Source organism: Pantoea alhagi, assembly GCF_002101395.1.
GTDB lineage: Bacteria > Pseudomonadota > Gammaproteobacteria > Enterobacterales > Enterobacteriaceae > Mixta > Mixta alhagi.
The window spans coordinates 2,180,634-2,203,179 of record NZ_CP019706.1; the positions used below are offsets into that span (position 1 = coordinate 2,180,634).

Annotated in this window: 17 protein-coding genes; 8 read left to right on the plus strand and 9 right to left on the minus strand. The window is 53.4% G+C overall.

Annotated elements, in window-relative coordinates:
• Nucleotides 1-156: 156 nt before the first annotated feature.
• Both B1H58_RS10225 and B1H58_RS10230 read right to left on the minus strand, forming a co-directional pair.
• Nucleotides 157-1,134 carry a TerC family protein gene (locus B1H58_RS10225; protein WP_085069968.1) on the minus strand — a complete coding sequence of 326 codons (978 nt, stop codon included), beginning with the start codon at nucleotides 1,132-1,134 and terminating at the stop codon, nucleotides 157-159.
• 260 nt (nucleotides 1,135-1,394) lie between these two features.
• Nucleotides 1,395-2,387, minus strand: coding sequence for a Gfo/Idh/MocA family protein (locus B1H58_RS10230; RefSeq protein WP_085069970.1), 993 nt, complete (start codon nucleotides 2,385-2,387; stop codon nucleotides 1,395-1,397).
• A 157-nt stretch (nucleotides 2,388-2,544) separates the two neighbouring features.
• Here B1H58_RS10230 and B1H58_RS10235 point away from each other — a divergent pair, with 157 nt between their 5' ends.
• Entirely contained in the window at nucleotides 2,545-4,230 is a 1,686-nt protein-coding gene (locus tag B1H58_RS10235) for a chloride channel protein (RefSeq protein ID WP_085069972.1), read from the plus strand.
• Here B1H58_RS10235 and B1H58_RS10240 read toward each other — a convergent pair.
• Nucleotides 4,227-4,730 (minus strand): M48 metallopeptidase family protein, encoded by a 504-nt coding sequence (locus B1H58_RS10240; protein WP_085069974.1) that lies wholly within the window; start codon nucleotides 4,728-4,730, stop codon nucleotides 4,227-4,229. The genes B1H58_RS10235 and B1H58_RS10240 overlap by 4 nt on opposite strands.
• An 84-nt stretch (nucleotides 4,731-4,814) precedes the next feature.
• On the opposite strand from B1H58_RS10240, the gene rlmG reads away from it, so the two are divergent.
• Nucleotides 4,815-5,939, plus strand: coding sequence for a 23S rRNA (guanine(1835)-N(2))-methyltransferase RlmG (rlmG, locus tag B1H58_RS10245; RefSeq protein ID WP_085069976.1), 1,125 nt, complete (start codon nucleotides 4,815-4,817; stop codon nucleotides 5,937-5,939).
• Nucleotides 5,940-5,954: 15 nt separating this feature from the next.
• Here rlmG and B1H58_RS10250 read toward each other — a convergent pair whose 3' ends face one another.
• Both B1H58_RS10250 and B1H58_RS10255 read right to left on the minus strand, forming a co-directional pair.
• Nucleotides 5,955-7,970 (minus strand): NADPH-dependent 2,4-dienoyl-CoA reductase, encoded by a 2,016-nt coding sequence (locus B1H58_RS10250; protein WP_085069978.1) that lies wholly within the window; start codon nucleotides 7,968-7,970, stop codon nucleotides 5,955-5,957.
• Between the two features lie 180 nt (nucleotides 7,971-8,150).
• On the minus strand, nucleotides 8,151-11,714 hold the full coding sequence (locus B1H58_RS10255) for an ATP-binding protein (RefSeq protein WP_085069980.1): 3,564 nt from the start codon (nucleotides 11,712-11,714) through the stop codon (nucleotides 8,151-8,153).
• 519 nt (nucleotides 11,715-12,233) lie between these two features.
• Between B1H58_RS10255 and B1H58_RS10260 the strand changes: the two genes are divergently transcribed.
• On the plus strand, nucleotides 12,234-12,935 hold the full coding sequence (locus B1H58_RS10260; protein ID WP_085069981.1) for a response regulator transcription factor: 702 nt from the start codon (nucleotides 12,234-12,236) through the stop codon (nucleotides 12,933-12,935).
• 74 nt (nucleotides 12,936-13,009) lie between these two features.
• Here the strand turns inward: B1H58_RS10260 and B1H58_RS10265 are convergent, their stop codons facing one another.
• Nucleotides 13,010-13,726, minus strand: a complete 717-nt coding sequence (locus B1H58_RS10265) for a purine nucleoside phosphorylase YfiH/LACC1 family protein (protein ID WP_085069983.1) — start codon at nucleotides 13,724-13,726, stop codon at nucleotides 13,010-13,012.
• A 665-nt stretch (nucleotides 13,727-14,391) separates the two neighbouring features.
• On the opposite strand from B1H58_RS10265, the gene B1H58_RS10270 reads away from it, so the two are divergent.
• The 3 genes from B1H58_RS10270 to B1H58_RS10280 all read left to right on the plus strand — a co-directional run bounded on the left by B1H58_RS10270 (nucleotide 14,392) and on the right by B1H58_RS10280 (nucleotide 18,171).
• Entirely contained in the window at nucleotides 14,392-15,036 is a 645-nt protein-coding gene (locus tag B1H58_RS10270; protein WP_085072281.1) for a carbonic anhydrase, read from the plus strand.
• On the plus strand, nucleotides 15,033-16,508 hold the full coding sequence (locus tag B1H58_RS10275; protein WP_085069985.1) for a SulP family inorganic anion transporter: 1,476 nt from the start codon (nucleotides 15,033-15,035) through the stop codon (nucleotides 16,506-16,508). Before B1H58_RS10270 ends, B1H58_RS10275 begins: the two co-directional genes overlap by 4 nt.
• Nucleotides 16,509-16,737: 229 nt before the next feature.
• Nucleotides 16,738-18,171 (plus strand): GGDEF domain-containing protein, encoded by a 1,434-nt coding sequence (locus B1H58_RS10280; RefSeq protein ID WP_085069987.1) that lies wholly within the window; start codon nucleotides 16,738-16,740, stop codon nucleotides 18,169-18,171.
• 71 nt (nucleotides 18,172-18,242) lie between these two features.
• On the opposite strand, the gene B1H58_RS10285 is transcribed toward B1H58_RS10280, so the two are convergent.
• A complete protein-coding gene (locus B1H58_RS10285) occupies nucleotides 18,243-18,455 on the minus strand; it encodes a hypothetical protein (RefSeq protein ID WP_085069991.1) in 213 nt (70 codons plus the stop codon).
• A 175-nt stretch (nucleotides 18,456-18,630) separates the two neighbouring features.
• On the opposite strand from B1H58_RS10285, the gene B1H58_RS10290 reads away from it, so the two are divergent.
• A complete protein-coding gene (locus B1H58_RS10290) occupies nucleotides 18,631-19,170 on the plus strand; it encodes a GNAT family N-acetyltransferase (RefSeq protein WP_085069993.1) in 540 nt (179 codons plus the stop codon).
• Nucleotides 19,171-19,172: 2 nt separating this feature from the next.
• Here B1H58_RS10290 and B1H58_RS10295 read toward each other — a convergent pair whose 3' ends face one another.
• Together B1H58_RS10295 and B1H58_RS10300 are read right to left on the minus strand one after the other, a co-directional pair.
• The gene (locus B1H58_RS10295; RefSeq protein ID WP_085069994.1) at nucleotides 19,173-20,525 is read right to left on the minus strand and encodes an MFS transporter; all 1,353 of its coding nucleotides are present in this window, start codon (nucleotides 20,523-20,525) and stop codon (nucleotides 19,173-19,175) included.
• Between the two features lie 53 nt (nucleotides 20,526-20,578).
• On the minus strand, nucleotides 20,579-21,523 hold the full coding sequence (locus B1H58_RS10300; protein WP_085069996.1) for a 2-hydroxyacid dehydrogenase: 945 nt from the start codon (nucleotides 21,521-21,523) through the stop codon (nucleotides 20,579-20,581).
• Nucleotides 21,524-21,623: 100 nt separating this feature from the next.
• Here B1H58_RS10300 and B1H58_RS10305 point away from each other — a divergent pair, with 100 nt between their 5' ends.
• A complete protein-coding gene (locus tag B1H58_RS10305; RefSeq protein ID WP_085069998.1) occupies nucleotides 21,624-22,532 on the plus strand; it encodes a LysR family transcriptional regulator in 909 nt (302 codons plus the stop codon).
• Nucleotides 22,533-22,546 lie beyond the last annotated feature (14 nt).

Here is a 22,546-nt window from a genome sequence, read left to right on the forward strand (position 1 = left end):
ATGCGTTGGCAGGAAAAGCAGAAATTATGGCTATCAGGGCGGGATCAACTTTTTTTGTTTCTGTTTATTGGAATTGTGACAGTGATTCCAATTGCTTGATCTTGTTTGAGCGGAATAATTAACGGGGCGCTAAGCGCCCCGCAGCATATTAATTTGTTACTCTGCTTTGCCTATTTTATTGCGATCGTTTCGGTGATTAACCCAGGCGTTGATCAACAGCGTCAGGCCAAGGATGGACCCAACCACAGTCAGTGAAACGGAAACCGGAATATGCCAGATATCAACAATCAGCATCTTAATACCGATAAATACCAGCACAATCGCCAGGCCATACTTCAGCATGGAGAAGCGTTCTGCCACGCCCGCCAGCAGAAAATACATGGCGCGCAGGCCAAGGATCGCAAACAGGTTAGAGGTCAGCACAATAAAGGGATCGGTGGTAACGGCAAAAATGGCCGGGATACTGTCGACGGCGAAAATCACGTCGCTCAGCTCTACCATAATCAGTACCAGCAGTAGCGGCGTGGCATACAGCAGGCCGTTGCGGCGGACGAAAAACTTCTCGCCTTCCAGATTATCCGTCATACGTAAATGACTGCGCAGCCAGCGCACCACCGGTTTATCTCCGACGGAATTTTCATCTTCCTCTTTGCTGAACGCCATCTTGATGCCGGTAAGCAGCAGAAAGGCGCCGAACAGATAGAGGATCCAGCTAAACTGCGTGACCAGCCAGCTACCGGCAAAAATCATGATGGTACGCAGAACAATAGCGCCCAGCACGCCATAAATCAGCACCCGTCGCTGATAGGCAGCCGGTACAGCGAAATAACCGAACAGCATCAGCCAGACAAAAACGTTATCCACGGCCAGCGCTTTTTCCAGTACATAACCGGTCAAAAAAGCCATGGTTTGGGTATTCGCCATTTCACGGCCGGCAGAGCCATCGAGATACCACCAGAAAGCGGCGGAGAAGAGCAGGGAAACAGAAACCCAGACCAGCGACCAGACTGCCGCTTGTTTAAGCGTCATGGCTTGTGCGCCGCGCCGTCCCTGTAAAAAGAGATCGATCGCCAGCATGATTAGCACGACAACGGCAAAGCTGCCCCAGAGTAACGGTGTGCCAACGGTTTGCATAAATAATATCCTGTCAGTAAACAAAAACGGCCAACGTCGGAAGACGTCAGCCGCGCTGTTTATCGCAAGCAAAACCCCGCCTTCCGGCAAGGTCTCACTTACAACGCAGAAATAATTCCGGGTTGCCCGATGACCGGATGCATAACGCATCGTAATGACGATCGATCGGCTAACAAGTTACTCCCCTTTGCTGCAAAGAAAGATAGAAGAGCACCAGTCAATAAGCAATGTATCTAAAGTAATATTTTGAAATATTTACACTAGCTGGATCTGATCGCTTTATCAGCCGGAAAAACTACTCCGGTTTGTTGACGTATCTCTGACAACAGGCGCGCTGTGCTGCGCGCCAGCGACAATCCTGCATGCTCAATGTGCCGCTTAGCGACCAGCTCTGCGAAATGCTCAGCTTCATAGCGCATCGTGTTACTGTGCTGCGCCGGCGTCAGATCCTGCGCCGCACCGCCGCGTGGGATAAAGGTAATGCGTTGGACTTCAGAGAGTTTTTCTATCACCAGCGAGCCCCCTTCGCCCTGAATTTCGCTGGGAATATGCGAGTCGCTGACTTTGGAGTGCAGCAGCGTGACATCGAAATCGCCGTAATGCATCAGCACCGCACCGTGCGCATCAACGCCGCTTGCCAGTAGCGTGGCCTGCGCCTGCACCCGCTGCGGCTCGCCCCATAGCGCCAGCGCGCTGGCCAGGCAGTAATAGCCAATATCCATAATAGAGCCGTTAGACCAACGCGGATTGAAAGTATTGGGGTGCTCGCCGTTCAGGTAACGCGGATAGCGGGAAGAGTACTGACAATAGTTGAACAGCGCCTTACGCAGCTTGCCAAGCTGCGGCAGGGCCTGCTGGATCACCTGAAAACCCGGCAGGCAGGCAGTTTTAAACGCCTCAAACAGCACCACCTGATTTTCAGCGGCGCAGGCGATCATCTGTTCAGCCTCCTGAAGAGTAGAGGCGAGCGGCTTTTCACAAATCACATGCTTGTTATGACGCATGAACAGCAGCGCCTGCTCACAATGCAGGGCATTAGGGCTGGCGATATAAACTGCGTCAATCCCAGCGCAGGCTGCCATCTGCTCCAGTGAGATAAAGAGGTGATCGGCCGGACAATCTTTAGCGAAAGCCAATGCCTGTTCCAGCGTGCGCGAGTAAATGGCGGTCAGCTTCATTTTGCCGGTTTCATGGGCAGCCTCCACAAACTGCCGGGTAATCCAGTTAGTGCCTACAATAGCGAAGCGAATCATAAAAATTCCAACTCCTGAGCCTGAGTGCAGAAGGGCAGAGTAGCATGCGCGTTGGGTTGCGCCACGGCAAAGCGCTGCTGCTGATTTGATCCTGCGATCCGCCTTCCAATATCATGGCTTCTTCCCGGATGCAGGAACCGTAACAGAAGGATGCGATGTGAGCGTTAAACATGTTCTTAACTGGACCACTATTCTGGTCGCGATCCCGGTAGGCTGCGCGGCATCGCTGGTAACGCTGGGCTTCCGTCATCTTATTGAGTTGATTAATCAATTACTGTTTCATAGCGATCGCGATATTACTGTGGCAATGACCGTCTGGCCCTGGTACTGCTGGCCGCTGATCGTCGGGGCAGGCGGCGTTATTGCTGGTTTTTTTCTGCGCTATGCCGTCAGTCTCGAACAGCAGCAAATCAGTAAAACCGACTATCTGGATGTAATCAACGCCCGGCTGGATGCGGTGCCAACCAGAACTTCGTTGTTTCGCGCGCTCTCATCAATTGCCAGCATTGGCAGCGGCGCCTCTATTGGTAAAGAAGGGCCGATGGTGCAGCTTTCGGCGCTGTGCGGCAGCCTGATGGGGCGTTTTTGCTTTAAATCGGTCGCTATCAATAACAGTGAAATTGTCGCGATGGCCGCCGCCGCCGGTCTGGCCTCCGTTTATCATGCTCCGCTGGCCTCGGCAATTTTCGTGGCGGAGATCGCTTTTGGCATTACGGCGCTGCAGCGGCTGATCCCGCTGATTATCGCGGCCGCCACGGCGGTTATGACCATGTGGTCGCTGGGGCTGCGCAATGCGCTTTATCCCTTTGCCGAGGTCGCGTTTCAGCTGGATCCGACCACGCTGCTGTTGACGGTTGCGGTTGGCCTGTTATCCGGCCTGCTTGGCTGGCTGCTGATTAAAATGATCGGCCACAGCAGGCAGCTTTTTTCTCATGTTCAGTCGCTGCCGCTGCGTCTTGGATTAGGGGGGCTGCTGGTGGGCACGCTGGCGCTGATTTCCACCGATATCCTTGGCAACGGCTATGAAGTGATCGTAAAGATTATGGCCGGACACTATCTGCTGCCCGCGCTGCTGCTGCTGCTGGCGTTGAAAATGAGCGCAACGGCGTTGTCGGTGGGATCGAATGCGGTAGGCGGATTATTTACGCCCTCGCTATTGGTAGGGGCGCTACTGGGCGTAATTATCGCTACGCTGGCGCGACAGGCCGGGCTGCCGGTAAGCAACACGCTGCTGTTTGCAGTGGTGGGCATGGGGGCGGTACTGGCTGCGGTCAGTCAGGCCCCCCTGATGGCGATGCTGATGGTTCTGGAAATGACCTTAAACAGCAGCCTGCTGTTTCCGGTAATGATCGCTACCGTGCTGGCGGCAATGGTAGCCTGGCAGTTGCAGGCGACCAGCACCTATCCCGTGGTAACGCAGCATTTTAATCGCGCTGATGCCAAACTCGATTTTGATAACAGTATCATCGAGCAGCTGATTGTGCCCGGTGCCGCGCTACAGCCGCATGAATCGGTAGGGCGCGCGCTGGCGGTCAGCTCGCTGAAAAAAGAGCGCTATGTCTATGTGATTAACGACCTGGGACATTTCCTTGGCGTGGTTTCGATTCATGATATTTCGCGCAAAATTCTCGATCATGAAATTACGCTTGATTCGCCGGTGATTCTGGTGATGGATGCACAGTTTCCCTGTGTGTTCCGTAATCAAACGGTGCGCGAAGGATGGGAAGCCTTTGCGCAGGTCACGCTGGAGCGTCTGCCGGTTTTAAATAATCCACAGGATCGTAAATATCTTGGCGTATTGACCAAAACCAGCCTGATTAGAAAGGCGAAAGCGTTTATTTAATCGGCGTTGCCCAGCTGTGCCTGATGAGTCAGCCATAGTCGGGTATCGAATTCCAGTTGATGATAATCTGGCTCCATATGGCAGCAGAGCTGGTAAAACGCTTTGTTATGCTCTTTCTCTTTGATATGCGCCAGCTCATGCACCACGATCATGCGCAGAAAGGCTTCCGGTGCCTGGCGGAACAGCGTGGCAACACGAATTTCCGCCCGTGCTTTCAGCTTGCCGCCCTGCACCTGCGAGACGGCGGTATGCAGGCCAAGCGCATGTTTTATGACGCGGATTTTACTGTCATAGATCACTTTATTCAGCGGCGCGGCGTTGCGTAAATAGCGGTTTTTAAGCGCCTGCGTATAGTCATACAGCGCTTTGTCACTGGTGATATTGTGCATGGCGGGATAGCGCTTTTGTAGCACTTCGCCAAGGCGCTGCTGATCGATAAGGGTCTGGACCTGGCGCAGCAGCGTTTCAGGATAGCCCTGCAGATAAATTAACGACGACATGACGCGGCTCGAATAAAAAGGCAGTATACTGCGCCCCCGCTTTCGGGGCGAAAAGATGCGCAATAGTACCACGCCGAGGAATCCATGAGCCAATTAGAACTGAGCCAACGCACGCTGACCTTACACCGCTTCCCGCGTATGCAGGAAGAAAACCCACTCCAGGCGTGGGATTCGGCCGATGAGTATCTGTTGCAGCAAACGCTGCCGGCGCCGGAGCAGGGGCCGCTGCTGGTTTTTAACGACAGCTTTGGCGCGCTCGCCTGCGCGCTGGATCGCCCACTCTACAGCATTAATGATTCATGGATTAGCCAGCAGGCGACGCGTCAAAATCTGCGTGACAACCAGCTGGATGAGGATCGGGTGACCCTGCTTGACAGCATGGCACCGCTGCCTGATGCCCCCGCCTGCGTGCTGATTAAAATCCCCCGCACGCTGGCACTGCTGGAGCATCAGCTGCGTCAGCTGCGTGAAGTAGTGACGCCAGAAACCGTTATTATTGCCGGTGCGCGCGCGAAAGATATCCATACTTCCACGCTGCAGCTGTTTGAACGTATTCTTGGCCCAACGAAAACCTCGCTGGCGTGGAAAAAAGCGCGCCTGGTTTACAGCACCTTTGCCGCGCCGGAACTCAAGCCGCAGGCGGAAACGCTGAGCTGGCCGCTGGATGGCACCGCGTATCAGATTCATAATCATGCCAATGTCTTTTCCCGCAGCGGGCTGGATATTGGCGCGCGTTTCTTTATGCAGCATCTGCCGGATAATATCACCGGCGAGATTGCCGATCTCGGCTGCGGCAACGGCGTGATTGGCCTGATGGCGCTGGAGATGAATCCACAGGCGGAAGTGCATTTCATTGATGAATCCTGGATGGCGATCGCTTCCAGCCGCATGAACGTTGAGCTTAACCGTCCGCAGGATATGGCGCGCAGCCATTTTCAGGTCAATAACGCGCTGAGCGGTTTTCCGGCCGATCGTCTGCATGCGGTGCTCTGTAATCCTCCTTTCCATCAGCAGAGCGCAGTGACCGATCATATCGCCTGGCAGATGTTCCGGGACGCGCGCCGCTGCCTGCAGTATGGCGGTGAACTGCGTATCGTTGGCAACCGCCATCTGGATTATTATCGCAAAATGAAAAAGCTGTTTGGCAACTGCACCACCGTTGCGTCAAATAACAAGTTTGTGGTGCTGCGCTCGGTAAAGCTGCGTTGAGATTGCCAGCGCCGATCAGATGGTCAGCGCCAGCTCCGTTCCCTGGGCGATAGCGCGGCGTGCATCCAGTTCCAGCGCCACATCCGCGCCGCCAATAATATGCACCGCCTTACCTGCCGCCTGCAGAGGAACCGCCAGCGTCCGGTCAGGCTCCTGTCCGGCGCAGATAATCACGTTATCCACTGCCAGCGTGAGCGGTTGGCCGTCGCGCAGGATATGCAGCCCCTCATCGTCAATGCGCTGATACTGCACACTGCCCCACATCTCTACGCCGCGCGCCAGCAGAGTGCTGCGGTGGATCCAGCCGGTGGTTTTCCCCAGCCCGGCGCCCGGCTTGCCCGCTTTGCGCTGCAGCAACCAAATCTGACGCGGGCTACCGACGGGCTGCGGCGTGGTTAACCCGCCGCGCTGCTGCAGACTTTTATCGATCCCCCACTCCTGGCAGAAGGCATCAATATTCAGGCTGCTGGCATTATCGCTGTGGCTGAGATAGCTGGCGGTATCGAAGCCGATGCCGCCAGCGCCAATAATCGCAACGCGTGAACCCACCGGTTTTTTGTCACGCAGCACCTGCAGATAGTTCAGCACCTTGCTGTGCGATATGCCTTCAATCGCTGGCATACGCGGCACGATACCGCTGGCCAGGATCACCTCGTCAAAATCGTGCAGCATTTCCGCGTCGGCACGGCAGTTCAGGTGGGTCTCAACGTTGTAGCGCTGCAGCTGGGTACGGTAGTAGCGCAGCGTTTCATTAAATTCCTCTTTGCCAGGGATCAGGCGCGCCACGTTAAACTGACCGCCGATAGCGCTGGCGGCATCGAACAGTGTGACCTGATGGCCGCGCATGGCGGCGTTCACCGCAAACGCCAGGCCAGCGGGGCCTGCGCCAACCACCGCCAGCTTTTTCTGCTGGCGGGCGGGCGTCACCGACATCAGCGTTTCATGACAGGCGCGCGGGTTAACCAGACAGGAAGTCACTTTGCCCGCAAAAATTTGATCGAGACAGGCCTGATTACAGCCGATACAGGTATTGATTTCGGCGGCGCGGTTGGCCTGCGCCTTAGCAACAAAGGCAGCATCCGCAAGGAAAGGCCGTGCCATTGAGATCATATCCGCACAGCCCTCATCCAGCAGTTGCTGCGCCACCTCGGGCTGGTTGATGCGGTTGGTGGCGATCAGCGGCAGCGTCACATGCTGTCGCAGAAGGCGCGTGACCCAGCCGAAAGCCGCGCGCGGAACCGAGGTTGCGATGGTAGGAATACGCGCCTCATGCCAGCCGATACCGCTATTGATCAGCGTGGCGCCCGCCGCTTCGATAGCCTGCGCCAGCGCGATTGTCTCTTCCAGCGTATTGCCCTCCGGCACCAGATCGAGCATCGACAGCCGGTAAATAATAATGAAGTCAGGTCCGGTCGCAGCGCGTACCGCCTGCACAATGCGTACCGCAAAACGCATACGATGCGCAAAGTCCCCGCCCCATTCGTCGCTACGTTGATTGGTGCGTAGCGTCAGGAACTGATTGATCAAATAGCCTTCCGAACCCATGATTTCCACGCCGTCATAGCCTGCCTGCTGGGCCAGCGTCGCACAGCGCGCAAAGTCTTCAATCAACTGCAAAATAGCCTCATGGCTCAGGGGCTGCGGCATAAAAGGATTAACAGGCGCCTGTAACGGCGAAGGTGCTACCAGCGCAGGCTGATAGCTGTAGCGGCCTGCATGCAGGATCTGTAAGGCGATTTTCCCATTATGCTGGTGAACTGCCTCGGTAATGATGCGGTGATGCGCCAGCTGCGTTTCAGCATTCAGCACCGAACCGCCAGCAACCACCACCCCTTCCGGGGAAGGAGCTATGCCGCCGGTAACGATCAACGCAACGCCGCCTGCTGCGCGCTCGGCATAAAAGGCGGCGAGCCGCGCTGCGCCGTCAGGCCGCTCTTCCAGACCGGTATGCATCGATCCCATCAGCACACGGTTTTTTAGTTGGGTAAAGCCAAGATCGAGCGGATCGAATAGCGATGGCGTGATCGACATAAAGCTGCTCACCTGAATGTTAAATTATTATTGAGTGGTCGGATGAGTTGACTGTAGCGCTCAGGTTAAGAAAGAAAAGCGGCAGCGGGTCAGCCTGTGAGATATATCAAAAAAGCAGCGAGCCTGAAGCAAAACGCCTGCCCGACAAGCGTGGCAGACGTTAAAGACAGAGCCTTCGGGTCAGTCGCGGTTTAACGATCGCAGCCGGTTAAGCAGCATGGCCTCCAGCACCTGCACTTCATTAATCACTTCCTGACACAGTTCATCAAGGTGGACATCATCGCTTTCGCTGTCTTCTAACTGCTGACACAGCTTTTCCAGCCGCACGGCATTAAGCAGGCGCGCTCCGCCTTTTAATGTATGGGCCAGGGTAATGATCTCAGCATGCTGATGACATTGCTGTAGCTGAATGACCAGCTGGCGATGGCTAACAATTGCGCTGGTAATTAGCCTGGCGCAGGCATCAGGATCAACATCGATCAGCTGCTCAAGCAGCCCGTTGCCCGGTACTGCGGGCGCGTCCACATAAACAGAGGTAGAGATAAAGCTATTCAGGGTATCGATATTCGCTGGTTTAAACAGACAGCAATTCATACCGGCATCGATGCAGCGTTGCTGGATCGTCTTTTCTGCGGCGGCAGTCAGGCCAACGATCGGTACCGGCTGAAGCCCCAGTTCTGCTTCACGCTGGCGCAAAGTTTGGGCAAAAATAAAACCATCCATATCAGGAAGATTGCAGTCGGTAATAATTAAATCGATGGCGTTTCTCTGCTGTTCCCAATAAGCCAGCGCCTCGCTGGCCCGCTCTGTTTCAATAACCTGATGGCCCAGATAGATCAGCTGCTGGGCCAGCAGCAGCCGGTTCGGGGCGTGATCTTCCACGATCAAAATGCGCATAACGCCGCCGCCCTGATGCTGTCCATGGATCTCGTTGACTGGCGTACGCTCTTCGCATAGCGGCACACAAAAGCTAAAAATAAACTCGGAGCCTGTACCCGACTCGCTCTCTACGCTGATTTCTCCACCCAACAGATGTGCCAGATGGCGGCAGATACTCAGGCCGAGGCCGGTTCCCGCCTGTTGATTATGTCGATCGCCTACCTGAACAAAGGGATCGAAAATTTTATGCAGCTCATGAGGACTAATACCGCAGCCGGTGTCGCTCACTTTCAGGATATAGCGGCCGCGCTTATTCGCCAGCTCGACGGCGTCCGGCTGCTGATACAGCATAATTTCTACCTTACCCGCATGAGTAAATTTCAGCGCGTTGCTCAGCAAATTAGCGACAATTTGATTAAACATGGTGGCATCAATCAGCACGCAGGGATGTACCACGCTGAGCGCTTTGCGAAAGGTCAGGCCGCGCGCCTCTGCCTTGCTGTGGAACAGAGCAAACAGCTGTTCCACAACCGTCACCAGATTGGTGGGCGTTGGTTCAGGCTCTAAAATTCCGGATTCAATTTTCGATAAGTCCAGTACATTGCCGATCAGATTTTGCAGTGTAGTGGCAGCTTCATAAGCGGCTGTGATATTCGGCCCAAGCGGTCGCGGCGAGCACCGCATTTCCAGCTCCAGCAGGCCAATAATCGCATGTAACTGGGTGCGAATATCATGGCTGGTATTGGCCAGAAAGCGGCTTTTAAATTCGTTGGCGCGGTCGGCTTCCTCTTTGGCTTTTTCCAGGGCGTTAAGCAACTCATAGCGCTCGGTAATATCCAGCCAGCCGCCAATAACGCCCACGATATTATCCGCATGATCGCGGTAGGGCAGCGCCCAGTGCAACGCGTAATAGTCGCGCCCCTCATAATGCATGTTGAGATCCTGCACCAGAGGTTTTCCTTCTTCAAAGGTCTGTTGATAAATTTCCTGAAACCGTTGCCTGATAACAGACTCTGTCGGCAGCATATCAAGCGCTGTACCCAACAGCTGTTCACGTGGAATATGCAGGAAATCGACGTAGGCCTTGTTGCAGTGCAGCAGGCGCATCTGCCGGTCGCGAACATACATCACTACCGGCGACTCATCAAACAGCGTATTGGTAAAGGTTAACTGGTTTTTTAAGGTCTGTTCTGCGCGGGTGCGCTCGTGGATAATGCGCTGCAGATGCCGGTTCCAGAACAGGATCAGTAGTGCAAGCAGGCCGAGCCCCAGCGTAATTTTAATAATGGTGCTGCGGTAATATTGCCAGTAATTATAAGTGTCGACGTGACGGGCGTTTTGCCAGTGCAGCACGATTCTTTCTCGTGTGTCGCGCGAAATCTCCAGCAGGGCTTTATCAATAATATGCATTAATTCCAGATTTTCAGTCTGGGTAGCCATAACGAAACGTGCAGGTTTGCTGTTCAGGGTGTGGCTGATCCGCAGATGACCGGCATACTGATTATTTAACTGATAGTCGGCGATAATTTTGGGTTGAATAATGGCATCAACGTCGCCTTTCGCTAACAGTTCAAAAGCCTGCTGCGCATTCTCTACGATACGCATTTTAGTTCCGGGATACTGTTGCTGTAGCCATTTGCGCACAGGACTACGTGCTTCAATCGCCAGCTCCTTGCCTGCCGACGCCGAAAGGGTCCAGGCCGGACCGTTATTGTTTTTCTGCACCATTACCCATGGCGTAACGATATACGGGCGTGAATAAACAAGGTGAGGATCAGGGTGTTCCGGCTCCAGTTCCGCCAGACGAAGCGCCAGAATATTATTATCCCTGGCGGCGAAAGGCTCAGGGTAAACGAACTTAACGCCGGTGCGTTCACTAATCAGTTGCAGAAGCTCAGCTTCAATCCCGGCAGGCTGGTTATCATAATTCACCATTGAAAGCGGGGCGATGTTCCAGTTTGGCACTACGGGAATCACCGGATGTTGACGCAGCCAGATCTCATCCTCTGCATTAAGCTGTAACAGATTGGTTTTAAGCACAAACGTCGAGTCCAGCCCCCAGGTGGTGGCGATGCGCAGGCGGCCCGCCAGGGGTATCTGCTGCAACGCGATATTAATTGCTTTAGCCAGTTGCGGCTGTGCTGCGGACACGCCAAAAGAGAGATTCATATCAGGAACCGAGCGGCTGGCCTGCAGGTTAATTCGACCGCTGTAACCATAGCGACGAATGAATTCAATGCTGGCAGCGCTGCCCCACATAGCATCTGCCTGACCGAAGGCGACGGCGGCCAGCGCCATTTCTGCATCGTGATAGTGCTTCAGGCGCGCGTTTGGAAAGTAGCGTTGCAGTTGCTGGCTAAAGCCAGGGGCTTCAGCCCAGGCCAGCACCGGCTGCATGGCGCTGTTAAAGTTAACCGGGGCGCGCTCATTTTGGGCAATAATCGGACGATCCAGCAGCCATGGTGGGGTAGCGATAATGCCGTCTTCGCCATAGAGATAGGGATTATAAAAAGCCAACATATCCAGCTGCTGTTCTCTGAGCGCCTGGATCGCTTCCGCTGGCTTAGCGTAGAAGATGATCTGCAATTCAACATCCAGCATTTTTTGCAGGGCGGCAAGATAGTCAGCAGCGATACCAGCGAATTTTCCTGGCTCCATATTGTTGTAAATAGGGGGATGCGGAGAACCCGGTACGCCAACGCGCAGCCGTCCTGGATAATTAAGCGTTTTTAATTCCTTAAGCTGTTCTTTCGGCGGCAATACAATGTCGGTATGTACCTGTAATTCTAATTGCGGCAATTGAGCGAGGGCAGGAAAATTAACAATAAATAAAACCAGGTAAAAATATAAAGTCCTTTTTATCATTAGCGTTATCCTGAGATTTTTGTGTTGAAAAAATAAAACCTGGCGGGGAGTAACTTCTTATTTTGGCATGATTTTTTATATGCGACTTTACTGAGTATAATAGGTTTTTTTTTGCGTAAAAAATAGAGAATTTATCGTGTCTTTATTATTTTGAGACGTTTCTTGTATTAAGAAGAAAGTTTTGTTATTTATCCAATTCTGCGTCAGCACGAGCGAAACAGGCTATCAGTATGGTTATTTTTATGCTAAAAGTATCAGGAATTGTCTCAGGTATCCATGCTTTGTTTAGGCCTCATGCCTACACGACAAGCTAAGAATAGAGGCCAACCATTAATCAGTTTCGTTATTTTTATGCGCGTCTGCTCAATCATGGAAAGAATAGAAAACGTGTTTAATAACGAAGGCGATAACGACAGATATTAATAACAATCAGACCAAAACATTACGCCCGTTCTACAACGGCGCGTAACGAATTAATTTATGTGCTTACTCATCGAAAATGATTCAAGGAGTGAAGAAATGACGAAAACGATCGCCCGGCCTTTACGGGTAGCGTTACTGGACGATCATCCTATGATTCGCACGGCATTTGAGATCTGTATAAACGCCGAGCCGGATATGATGTTGATCAAGGCTTTTGGCTCCAGTCAGCAACTGTTTACCGAACTGCCGGATTTACAGCTTGATGTATTAGTACTTGATTTCTTATTAGGCGAAAAAGAACTGGATGGCCTTGCCCTGGTCAAGCAGTTACGTAATCACTTTCCACGCTTAAATATTCTTATTTCTTCAGCGATGGAAAGTCCGGCGGTCGTAAAAATGGTGCTTAACGCAGGCGTGAAAGGCTTTATTGGTAAAAGCCAGGATAGGGGTGAAATGATTCAGGCGATTCGGCAGGTCGGCTACGGGCGTAACTGGCTGTCACGCGATATGGCTTATGAGATTGAAGATTTATATGTGATCCACGAGGAGCTGAGAAACCCGCTGGCAGGGAATAATCAAAAAGGCAGCCTGTATGAAAAGGTAAAGCTGCTCAGCCCGCGTGAGGTGGAAGTTATTCGTTGTTTCCTTAACGGCATGAGCGTTTCTCAAATCGCCATTAAATTTAAACGCAGCCGTAAAACCGTTAGCGGACAGAAACAGTCGGCCTTAAGAAAGCTGGGGCTGCGCTCTGACAGTGAACTGTTTAAATACAGTAGTGATTTACTGTCACGCTCCTGAGTCTGTTTTTTGCCTTTACTTCTGGCGCTAAACAAACGACCGCAACGCCTGTTTTACGCTTTACATAACTGCCGTTATGTCCGGCGCTGGATCCAGGAGTAACGCAAAGCGTATCCGTCAGAAAAATGCGCGTTTCGTCGATAGCTGGATTGCGGCTCAGCGCTACAGTAAGTACATACCGGCAGCACCTCTATTTGGGCTGCCGGGATTTTCATATCCAGCAGCATTTGTCGTCCCAGCGCCGGAAGATCAAACCAGATCCCCTGGTTCTTTGCCTCTGCCTGAGGTCGTACCGCATGCAAATTTATGGGCTGGGTAGAAAACCATTGCGGCGCGGTAACACGCGGGTTGGAGATTATCGTCCCCAGTACATCCTGTCCAAGCTCATAACAGCAGGGCGCAATGGCTGGACCAATCGCCACAAACAGGCTTTCAGGCGTAGCACCCAATGCCAGTAACCGATTCACTGCCGCAGGCAGCACGCCAGCCAGCGCCCCTTTTAACCCTGCATGTACAGCTGCAACATGATGCTGGCGCGTATCGGCAATCAGCACCGGCAGGCAATCTGCGGTATATACGGCCACAGGGCGTGGATCCGTAGCGATCACGCCATCTGCTTCGCACTGTTTGCGCGGGAAAGCCTCTTCAGACATCACGACAGTAGGGCTGTGCCGCTGATGACCACAGGCAATCTCTTCTGGCGGTGCTATTCCCGCCGGCAAAAAAGCATGGTCCAGCCAGCCAAGCGAAGTGAGCAGAGCAGAGGTACGAACCGGAGCGGCGTTTTGCATAGAGCATCCTTACAGGGAATCAGCGACTGGCCAGCGATATCCGTCATTAAACAGGATGAGCCTGGCCATGACTACCAGCAGCCTGATAAATTTTTTTCACTCTGTTAGGTAAATAAACGCAAATTGTTGACGGCAACGGTGAATGTAATGAGGCGTCATAATAATGTTTGCCAACGCCGGTCTGATAAACGATTTATTAATTGCGTGCGTTATTATTTATCGTGCTTCAGCCCAACAGGACCGGCGTTTATTAGTCTGTCATCGTTTTTTCTTATGATAAATAATGGGCGGTGTGCACCATAAAAATTGAGATTCCAGGCTAATAATGAGATTGAAGTCTATTTTATTATAACCTTTTAGAATGCATGGTTTTATTATTATCCGATAAAATAAATGAATTTTAATTATTTAACTCATTGTTTTTAATTGTTTTCTAAATTTTTTATATTTTACTTCCATTACAAGTGTCTATAATCCTATTTACTCATTTTATACATTGCCTTTAGATAAAATTACACTTGCACTCTTTCCCGGATAATTGTTTTTTCACAAACTGCACTTAATATAAAAAGTGGTACTACTTATTTGCCGGAGGCTTTATTTTGCTCTTCCGGTATTTCCTGATGAAGTTTAACTGTCGCCCGGGCTTGCCTGTATTTATCCGAATGGAGACGACGACTTTGACGACCCTGAAACCCCTGTTAGCAAAAAATCGCAGTTGGGCCTTACAAAAAACACAGCGTAACCCGCGCTATTTTGAACGCTATTTACATCAGCAAAAGCCACACTCGTTGTGGATTGGCTGTTCTGATAGCCGTGTACCGGCGGAGGTATTGACCGGTGCCGATCCGGGAGAGCTGTTTGTGCATCGCAATATCGCCAATATGGTGTTAACCGATGACGATAACTTTATGAGCGTACTGCAATATGCGCTGGAGTACCTTGAGGTAAAACGCATCGTACTGTGCGGACACTATGGCTGTGGAGGCGTACAGGCTGCCGTTGCGCTGCCGGACAGCCCGCTGGCGCAGGAGAACTCTCCGCTGTCACGGCGTATTGCTGCCCTGCGCATGGCGCTTACGGATGGGCTGGCGGCGTTTCATGCCGCCGGCGAGACGGACACTGCGCGCCATAACCGCCTGGTAGAGGCTAATGTACTGGCGCAGTTTGCTAACCTGGCAGTCAGCGCCCCGGTGCTGCAAGCCTGGCGTGGCGGTAAAGAACTGGATTTGTTCGGCTGCGTTTACGATCTGCAGTCAGGACATTTAACCGAGTTAATTCAGCAATCTGCAGAGGAAACATCGTCATGATTCCAAAGACGCTTCGGCAGGATCTGCCTGCCGGCCTTGTCGTATTTCTGGTGGCGCTTCCCCTGTGTCTGGGCATTGCTCAGGCCAGCGGCTTGCCACCGTTCGTTGGCCTGCTGACCGGTGTGATTGGCGGGCTGGTCGTCACCTCTTTTAGCCCATCGCGCTTTGCCGTCAGCGGCCCGGCGGCTGGCCTGGTCACTATAGTCGTATCATCTGTTGCTTCATTAGGATCGTTTTCCGCTTTTTTGCTGGCGCTGGTGCTGGCGGGCGTGATTCAGGTCGTACTTGGCCTGCTGCGGGCCGGGCGCTTTATCGCGCTGGTGCCTGGCAGCGTGATCAAAGGGATGCTGGCGGCTATTGGTATTCTTTTGATTATGCAGCAAATCCCGGTTGCGCTGGGAGCCAGCGGCGATAGTGAACTGAGCGCGCTGTTTAGCGGTGAGTTTAGCTTCTCTGTGTCGGCTATCGTTGTCGCTGTGGTCGGCCTGCTGATTTTGTGGATATGGACGACGCCGGTGGTAAAAAAAGTGAAGGCGCTAAGCTGGATCCCCGGGCCGCTTATCGCCGTACTGTTTGGCGGGCTGGCTACTCTGTTTGGCGAGCGGCTGCAGCCGGAATTTATCACTAACCTGCCGCGTATTTCATTGCCGAAATTTGATAGCCTCAGCGCGCTCACTGCCGAGCTGGAAAGGCCTGACTGGCAAGCGTGGCGTAATCCGTCGGTGTATGTTGTTGCCGTTACGCTGGCGCTGGTGGCCAGCCTGGAAACGCTGCTTAGCCAGCAGGCGCTGAACAAGCTGCGCCCGCAGAATCCGTCGCCTTCGCCAAATAAAGAGATGGTGGCGCAGGGCATCGGTAATACCCTGGCTGGTTTTCTTGGCGCTTTGCCCATTACCGCAGTTATTGTCCGCAGTTCGGTGAACGTCAGCGTAGGCGCGCAGAGTAAAATCTCTATTCTGCTGCACGGCGTACTGCTACTGATCTGCGGCCTGTGGTTCAGCGAGTTACTGAATGTGATCCCGCTGGCAAGCCTGGCGGCAGTACTGCTGTATACCGGTTATAAACTGGCTACTCCGCGTCTGTTTATCGATCAAATCCGCATGGGGGCGCAGCAGTTCGTACCTTTTATTACCACTATCGTAGGCATTATCGCCTTCGGGATGCTGGCCGGTATTGGATTAGGGATTGCTACCCAGATTCTGTACAGCATTTATAAAAGCCATCGTAACGCGATGCACCTTACTCGTTACGATGACCATTACGTTTTGCGCCTGCAGCAAAATCTGACTTTTATGCATAATCCGCGTTTGCAGAACCTGCTGGATGAGATCCCGGAAAACAGCGTGGTGATTGTCGATCATGATAATGTGGATTATCTCGATCCCGACGTAAAAGCGGTGCTGAAAGATTTTGGCGAGAAAGCGCCGCGACGCGGCATACGCCTCAATCAATGGCCGGTTGCGGTAAAATAATCTGCCAGCTCTTGCCGCATTTTAAGCGGGTTAGTCTCCTCAGGCACTCAATGAGTGCCTGCTTTATTTTTACCGGCTGAAGAAGATTTATCCTGCCGACGGAACACACCATGATAAGATGCGCCGCTTCGCCAGAATGACATTGGCGCTCCAGATAATATGCCGCCTTAATGAATTTGCGATGCATGCTCTGAAGACGGCAAGAGCAACGCAACAGGTACGCCCGGCTATGCAACTTACGCTTCTTGATAAAAACAGACCGCTCAAAAATTCCCTCATTCTGTTTGTTTTCACTCTCTTCTTTTGTTTTGTTGGTGGGCATTTACGTCTGCCCGCTGAGCTGTCGCTGTTCTGGCCGATCAATGCGTTGCTGACCGCTATTTTTGTGCGTTTCTCCTGGCTGCATCGACCGTATTACTATCTGGTGTGCTATAGCGCGATGGTTCTGAACGACACCCTTTTTTCCGGCTGGGCGATACCTGCCTTTACCCTGAACGCCGCTAATCTGCTGTTTATCCTGGTGGCCGTCTCCATGCTGATCCAGAGACCGGGGCTGCTTAACGCCTCGGGCAGAGTAAAAAGCGCGTTGAACATTTTCCCTGCCTGTCTGTTGGCTTCGATTGCCTGCGCCACCTGGGGGGCGCTGGCTCAGGGGCTGCTTATTAGCGAGCGCTTCCTGCCTGCCTGGAGCGACTGGCTAAGCGAACAGTTTTCTACCGGCGTCCTGCTGCTGCCGTTTCTGCTGACGCTGCCGCGACGGCCATCGCTGCTTTCAACGCTGCGGCGCTGGCAGAACTGTCTGCCGATAGCATCGTTGATGCTGTCGCTGAGTGCGGCGGTAGTGATTGGCGGTGGCGGCAGTCTCTCGTTTCCCGTACCGGCGCTGATTTGGTGTGCCATCAGCTATCCGCTCTGGCTGACCAGCGGGCTTACGCTGATAACCGGCATCAGCGAGATTGTTTTGGTTATGCATGGTTTGATGAATATTCAGGGGGACGACAGCTTGTTACCGCTGGGGCATCTGGCTTCAGCGAGGCTGGGCGTGGCGACGGTCGCGATCAGCCCGCTGATCGTTGCCGTCAGTATGGATGCTATCCGGCAGCTTAATCATCAGCTGGCGCTGCGTGCTAACCATGATTTCCTTACCCGCCAGCTGTCACGTTCAGGCCTGTACGAACGACTGCATCAGCTGCAAAAAAACAGCGATCTGCGCGCGCGCGTAGCCGGTGTGCTGTTGATCGATGTCGATTATTTTAAATCCATTAATGACAACTACGGACACGATGCAGGCGATGCGGTCCTGTTTGAGGTTGCGCAGCGTATGCAACAGGCGGTAGGGCAGGAGGGGTTAGTTTGTCGTTTTGGCGGAGAAGAATTTTTGGTACTGCTTTTCGGGCTAAGCGATGAGCAACTACTGGAGAAAGCGGAGGCGATTCGTCACAGCATTATGCAGGAAAAAATCATGCTGCGTGGCAGTGGTGTTGCTGTTACCGTCAGTATCGGCGTAGCCAGCGGCGATCTTGAAACTAATAACGTGAGCGAGTCGTTTAACCGGCTGGTTTCTGCCGCCGATAAACAGCTGTTTATATCAAAACGCAACGGACGCAATCAGACAACGTCCTCGCTAATAAGCGAAAACGCGGTATCCCACACTCCTGCATAGCTTGCATCAGAAAAAACCGCAGCAGCTAACCTGCACTGCTGCGGGGTCAGAATTAAGTATGGGTTTGGACATTAAGAACGGATATAGCTACGAATTACATCGGCGATGGCTTTGTTCGCTTCCCGGCCATTACGGTGTTCAACTTCATTCGCCAGGTTTTCCAGATATTTATTCAGCTTGCCGCCGGTGGGGACATTGCCGAAGGTAATCAGCATCTGGACGATTTGACGCAGAGCCAGCAGCTCCAGCGACAGGCGTTCAACAACAGGATCTTTCTCAGACATACAAACTCCGGCGGATACGTTTCTTTTCTGCGAGGTATCATACGTTGTTGTGCATTTTTCAATCGGCCAAACAGAAGTGATAAGCGGCGGCATTTTGCGCCGCTCTCGTAACGGATTTTCCTGCGGGAGCGTTATTTTGCTAAGGTTTCGACAGGCTAACCATACGGGGCATACCATGCAGATCGGCTCTTCGCGCCTGACTTATCACCCCATAACCGAAAGCGACTGGCCGTTTTTCCTTGCGCTTTATCAGGATCAGAATGTCATGCGATTCGTGGCCGATCCGCGAGATGCCGATGAGATTCGCCGTGTGGCATTTAACGTGCGCCTACCGCCCTGGCAGCGCGGCAGCAAGCATTGGCTTTGTCTGGTGTTAAGGGAGAAAACGTCGGGCGATCGGGTAGGCGTCAGCGGTTTTATCGATCGCGGGCACAACAGCGCCGAGGTGGGATATCTGCTGAGCGCCGCCTTTCATGGCAATGGCTACGGCACGGAATCGCTGCGCGCTATTTGTCAGGCCGCCTTTGCGCTCGGGTTCAGTAAACTTACCGCAACGGTTACCACCGGCAACCTGGCCTCGAAAGCGGTGCTGGAAAAGGTTGGTTTTATGCAGGAAGCGATATTGCGAGAGAGTTACTATCTTAACGGTCGCTGGCAGGATGACGAGATCTTTGCGCTGTTGCCGCCAGCCGGGCCGGCGGCAACGGAGGGATAAATTCATGCCTGGTGGGACGCCTCTACCCGTTCAAAGCGTTGGGCAATCAGCAAATAAGCGATGACCGCCAGCACGCCGTGCGCGGCGACAAACCACAGCGCATCGGCAAACGAGCCGGTAACCGAAACCACGTAGCCAATCACCAGCGGCGTGATGATGCCGGCAATATTGCCGATACCGTTAAAAACGCCGCCGCACAAGCCGATCATCGTTTTGGGCGCCACGTCTGATAACACCGCCCAGCCCACGGCGGCAAAGCCTTTGCCAAAAAAAGCCATCGCCATCAGCAGGATCACCGCGCTGTTGCTATCCACAAAGTTGGCGAACACCAGCAGCGTAGAGAACCCCATCCCGAGCACAAAAGGCGTTTTACGTGCCCGGGAAGGGTGTACGCCCCTACGGATCAGCACATCCGACAGGTAGCCGCCAAGAATGCCGCCGCTAAAGCCGCAGATGGCAGGCAATGCCGCGACCCAGCCCGCCTGCATAATGGTCATGCCGCGTCCCTGGATAAGGTAAATGGGAAACCAGGTGATAAAGAAATAGGTGAGAGCGGTGATGCAATATTGACCGAGGTAAATCGCCCACAGGTTACGGTTATTAAACAGGCATTTCATTTCATGTAGCGATATCGGCTTTGCGTTCTTTTTGCGATCGGCCTCTAAATCTACCAGCGCGCCGCCCGCTTTCATCAACGCTTTCTCTTGCGCGCTCAGACGTGGATCGCTGTGCGGCTCACGGTAAAAAGCGAACCAGAGCAACGATAACGCAATCCCCAACGCCCCCATCCAGACAAAAACATGCTCCCAGCCCAGCGAATGCGTTAGCCAGGCCATGATCGGCGTAAATACTACTACCGCCATGTACTGTCCGGAGTTAAAAAGCGCTGAGGCGACACCGCGTTCGCGCGTAGGGAACCAGCAAGAGACGATGCGCGAGTTGGCCGGGAAGGCTGGCGATTCTACTAACCCCAGCATAAAGCGCATCAGGAACAGCGTCATGGCCGCCAGCGAGCCGGTGAGACCTATCCAGCCTACGGTGCCTTGCAGAGCGGTAAAGATTGACCACAGCAGCAGGCTACAACCATAAACACGGCGGGCGCCAAAACGATCGAGCAGCCAGCCGCCGGGAATTTGCCCCAGCGCATAGGCCCAGGCGAAAGCGGAGAAGATCATACCAAGCATCAGCGGATCAAGACCCAGCGCCTTCACTACTGACGTCCCCGCTATCGACATGGTGGCGCGGTCGGCGTAGTTAATAACCGTAATAATAAAAATTAACGCTAATACCCAGTAACGGTGATGGCCTACGCGCATCGCATGGTCGGCGGATATATCAAGCTCTTTGCTGCTCATAGCTACCTCGCTCTTTTATTTTTTAGCCAGGGTCAAAGGGGCACTGCGCCAGGTCAGACTTTATTGGGCGGCGTCTCTCCGTTAAAACAGGCGGCCAGATTGCGCAGCACGATGTTGCCCATTTCCAGGCGAGTCTGTTGAGTCGCGCTGGCGCGGTGCGGTTGCAGCGTGACCTGCGGCAGCGTAAAGAAAGCTTCCGGGACATGCGGCTCATTGGCGAACACATCCAGGCCGGCTCCGGCAATGCGCTTATGCACCAACGCATCAAGCAACGCCGCTTCATCCACCAGCTTCCCACGGGCAATATTAATAAAGAAGCCGTCGCTTCCCAGCGCATCAAGCACCGAGGCAGTGATCATCACCTTGCCGTCGTCCGCTGAGGCAGCAAGTACCAACACGTCCACTTCACGTGCCAGCGCGTGCAGATCGTCGATAAAACGCCACGGTAACGCCGGACGCGGCGTTCGGCTGTGGTAAAGCACCTCCATCTGAAAAGCCCCGGCGCGGCGGGCGATCGCCGTGCCTACCTGACCCATGCCGACGATCCCCAGCCTGATGCCGGTGACCTTACGCGCCAGCGGCAGCGGGGTTTCCGGCCAGCGGCCGGCGCGCAATATCATCTCCGCTTCGCTCATCCGGCGTAAGGTGGCGATCAGCAGGCCAAACGCCATATCGGCGACATCATCGGTCAGCACGCCGGGTGTGGTCGTCACGACAATATTGCGCCGCGCGGCATGGTTTAAATCCACCGCATCCGTACCGATACCGCTGATGGCGATGATTTTAAGTGCGGGCAGCCGATCCATTGTGGCGTTATCCAGACCTTTCGCTCCGCCGGTGACCACGCCCTGAATAAACGGGCCGACGTCATCAAGCAGGGCGCTGGCATCGGTGGCCTGATAAAGACGATGAAGCTGATAGCGGGCCAGCAGTTGCCGCTCAATAGCTTCCGGCAGCGGCTGCGTTAACAGGATATGAACGGGAGAGGCGTCTTTCATAAGCGTAGATAGTCCATTGAGTAAGGTTAGAACCAGCATGGACAGCCTAATAATACCTGTCTAATATAAACCCGGTATGCATTGATATAAGAATTGAATAATGGAGCTGCATCAGCTGAACTGTTTTCTGGCGGTGGCCGAAGAGCTTAATTTCAGCCGCGCGGCGGCGCGTCTGAATATGACCCAGCCGCCGCTTAGCCGCCAGATCCAACTGCTGGAAAAAAGCCTGGGCGTCATCCTTTTCGATCGTAATAACCGTCACGTTCAGCTCACTGCCATGGGCGCGCAGCTGTTAAAAGAGGCGAGGCTGATACTGAAGCTAAGCGATCGGCTGGCGCTCTCTTTGCAGCAGAGCGCGGCCGGCGAGACGGGGAGTTTGTCGATGGGATTTACCGCCGTGTTCTCCTGGGCGTTTATTCCCGGTCTGCTTAAAGAGATGGCGGTGCGGCTGCCAGGCGTGACGTTCGATCTCTATGAACTGGTATCGAATAAGCAGATCGCCGCCATTGATAATAATCAGCTGGATATCGGTTTTGTGCGCCATGTTCCTCCCGATCCCCGATTTGCGTGGCTGCCGTTAAATGCCGAAAGCCTGATTGCCGCCTTTCCCAGCGATCATCCCTTAGCGCGTAAACGTAAAATTCCGCTGGCGGCCTTTAACCATGAGCCTTTCTTTTTGTATGCGAAAGATGAAGCGCGCTATTTTTACGATCGCATTACCGATCTGTTTGTTTTTCACCAGATAAAGCCGGATTACAAATATCAGCTGGCGCAAACGCATACCATCCTGGGAATGGTCAACGCTGGTTTGGGCTGCGCTATCGTTCCCGCCTCGGCAAAAACGCTTGGCTTTGCCAACGTGACCTTTATGACCCTGGAAGATGTGAATATTCAGGCGCTTAACTTCCTGGTGTACGCCAAAGATAATCCCAACCCGGTTTTAACGCATTTTTTGAAGGCGGTAACAGAATGGCATGCGGAACGCGGCGAGCTTGCTGGAGGAGGCTGAGTGGGGAAGGTGGT

Excerpts from the sequence above, each read along its gene's own strand:
- B1H58_RS10270 (WP_085072281.1), top strand. The coding sequence starts at position 14,392 with ATGGAGACGACGACTTTGACGACCCTGAAACCCCTGTTAGCAAAAAAT.
- B1H58_RS10265 (WP_085069983.1), bottom strand. The coding sequence starts at position 13,726 with ATGCAAAACGCCGCTCCGGTTCGTACCTCTGCTCTGCTCACTTCGCTT.
- B1H58_RS10280 (WP_085069987.1), top strand. The coding sequence starts at position 16,738 with ATGCAACTTACGCTTCTTGATAAAAACAGACCGCTCAAAAATTCCCTC.
- B1H58_RS10255 (WP_085069980.1), bottom strand. The coding sequence starts at position 11,714 with ATGATAAAAAGGACTTTATATTTTTACCTGGTTTTATTTATTGTTAAT.
- B1H58_RS10285 (WP_085069991.1), bottom strand. The coding sequence starts at position 18,455 with ATGTCTGAGAAAGATCCTGTTGTTGAACGCCTGTCGCTGGAGCTGCTG.
- B1H58_RS10240 (WP_085069974.1), bottom strand. The coding sequence starts at position 4,730 with ATGTCGTCGTTAATTTATCTGCAGGGCTATCCTGAAACGCTGCTGCGC.
- B1H58_RS10225 (WP_085069968.1), bottom strand. The coding sequence starts at position 1,134 with ATGCAAACCGTTGGCACACCGTTACTCTGGGGCAGCTTTGCCGTTGTC.
- B1H58_RS10305 (WP_085069998.1), top strand. The coding sequence starts at position 21,624 with ATGGAGCTGCATCAGCTGAACTGTTTTCTGGCGGTGGCCGAAGAGCTT.
- B1H58_RS10300 (WP_085069996.1), bottom strand. The coding sequence starts at position 21,523 with ATGAAAGACGCCTCTCCCGTTCATATCCTGTTAACGCAGCCGCTGCCG.
- rlmG (WP_085069976.1), top strand. The coding sequence starts at position 4,815 with ATGAGCCAATTAGAACTGAGCCAACGCACGCTGACCTTACACCGCTTC.
- B1H58_RS10260 (WP_085069981.1), top strand. The coding sequence starts at position 12,234 with ATGACGAAAACGATCGCCCGGCCTTTACGGGTAGCGTTACTGGACGAT.
- B1H58_RS10230 (WP_085069970.1), bottom strand. The coding sequence starts at position 2,387 with ATGATTCGCTTCGCTATTGTAGGCACTAACTGGATTACCCGGCAGTTT.
- B1H58_RS10290 (WP_085069993.1), top strand. The coding sequence starts at position 18,631 with ATGCAGATCGGCTCTTCGCGCCTGACTTATCACCCCATAACCGAAAGC.
- B1H58_RS10275 (WP_085069985.1), top strand. The coding sequence starts at position 15,033 with ATGATTCCAAAGACGCTTCGGCAGGATCTGCCTGCCGGCCTTGTCGTA.
- B1H58_RS10295 (WP_085069994.1), bottom strand. The coding sequence starts at position 20,525 with ATGAGCAGCAAAGAGCTTGATATATCCGCCGACCATGCGATGCGCGTA.
- B1H58_RS10250 (WP_085069978.1), bottom strand. The coding sequence starts at position 7,970 with ATGTCGATCACGCCATCGCTATTCGATCCGCTCGATCTTGGCTTTACC.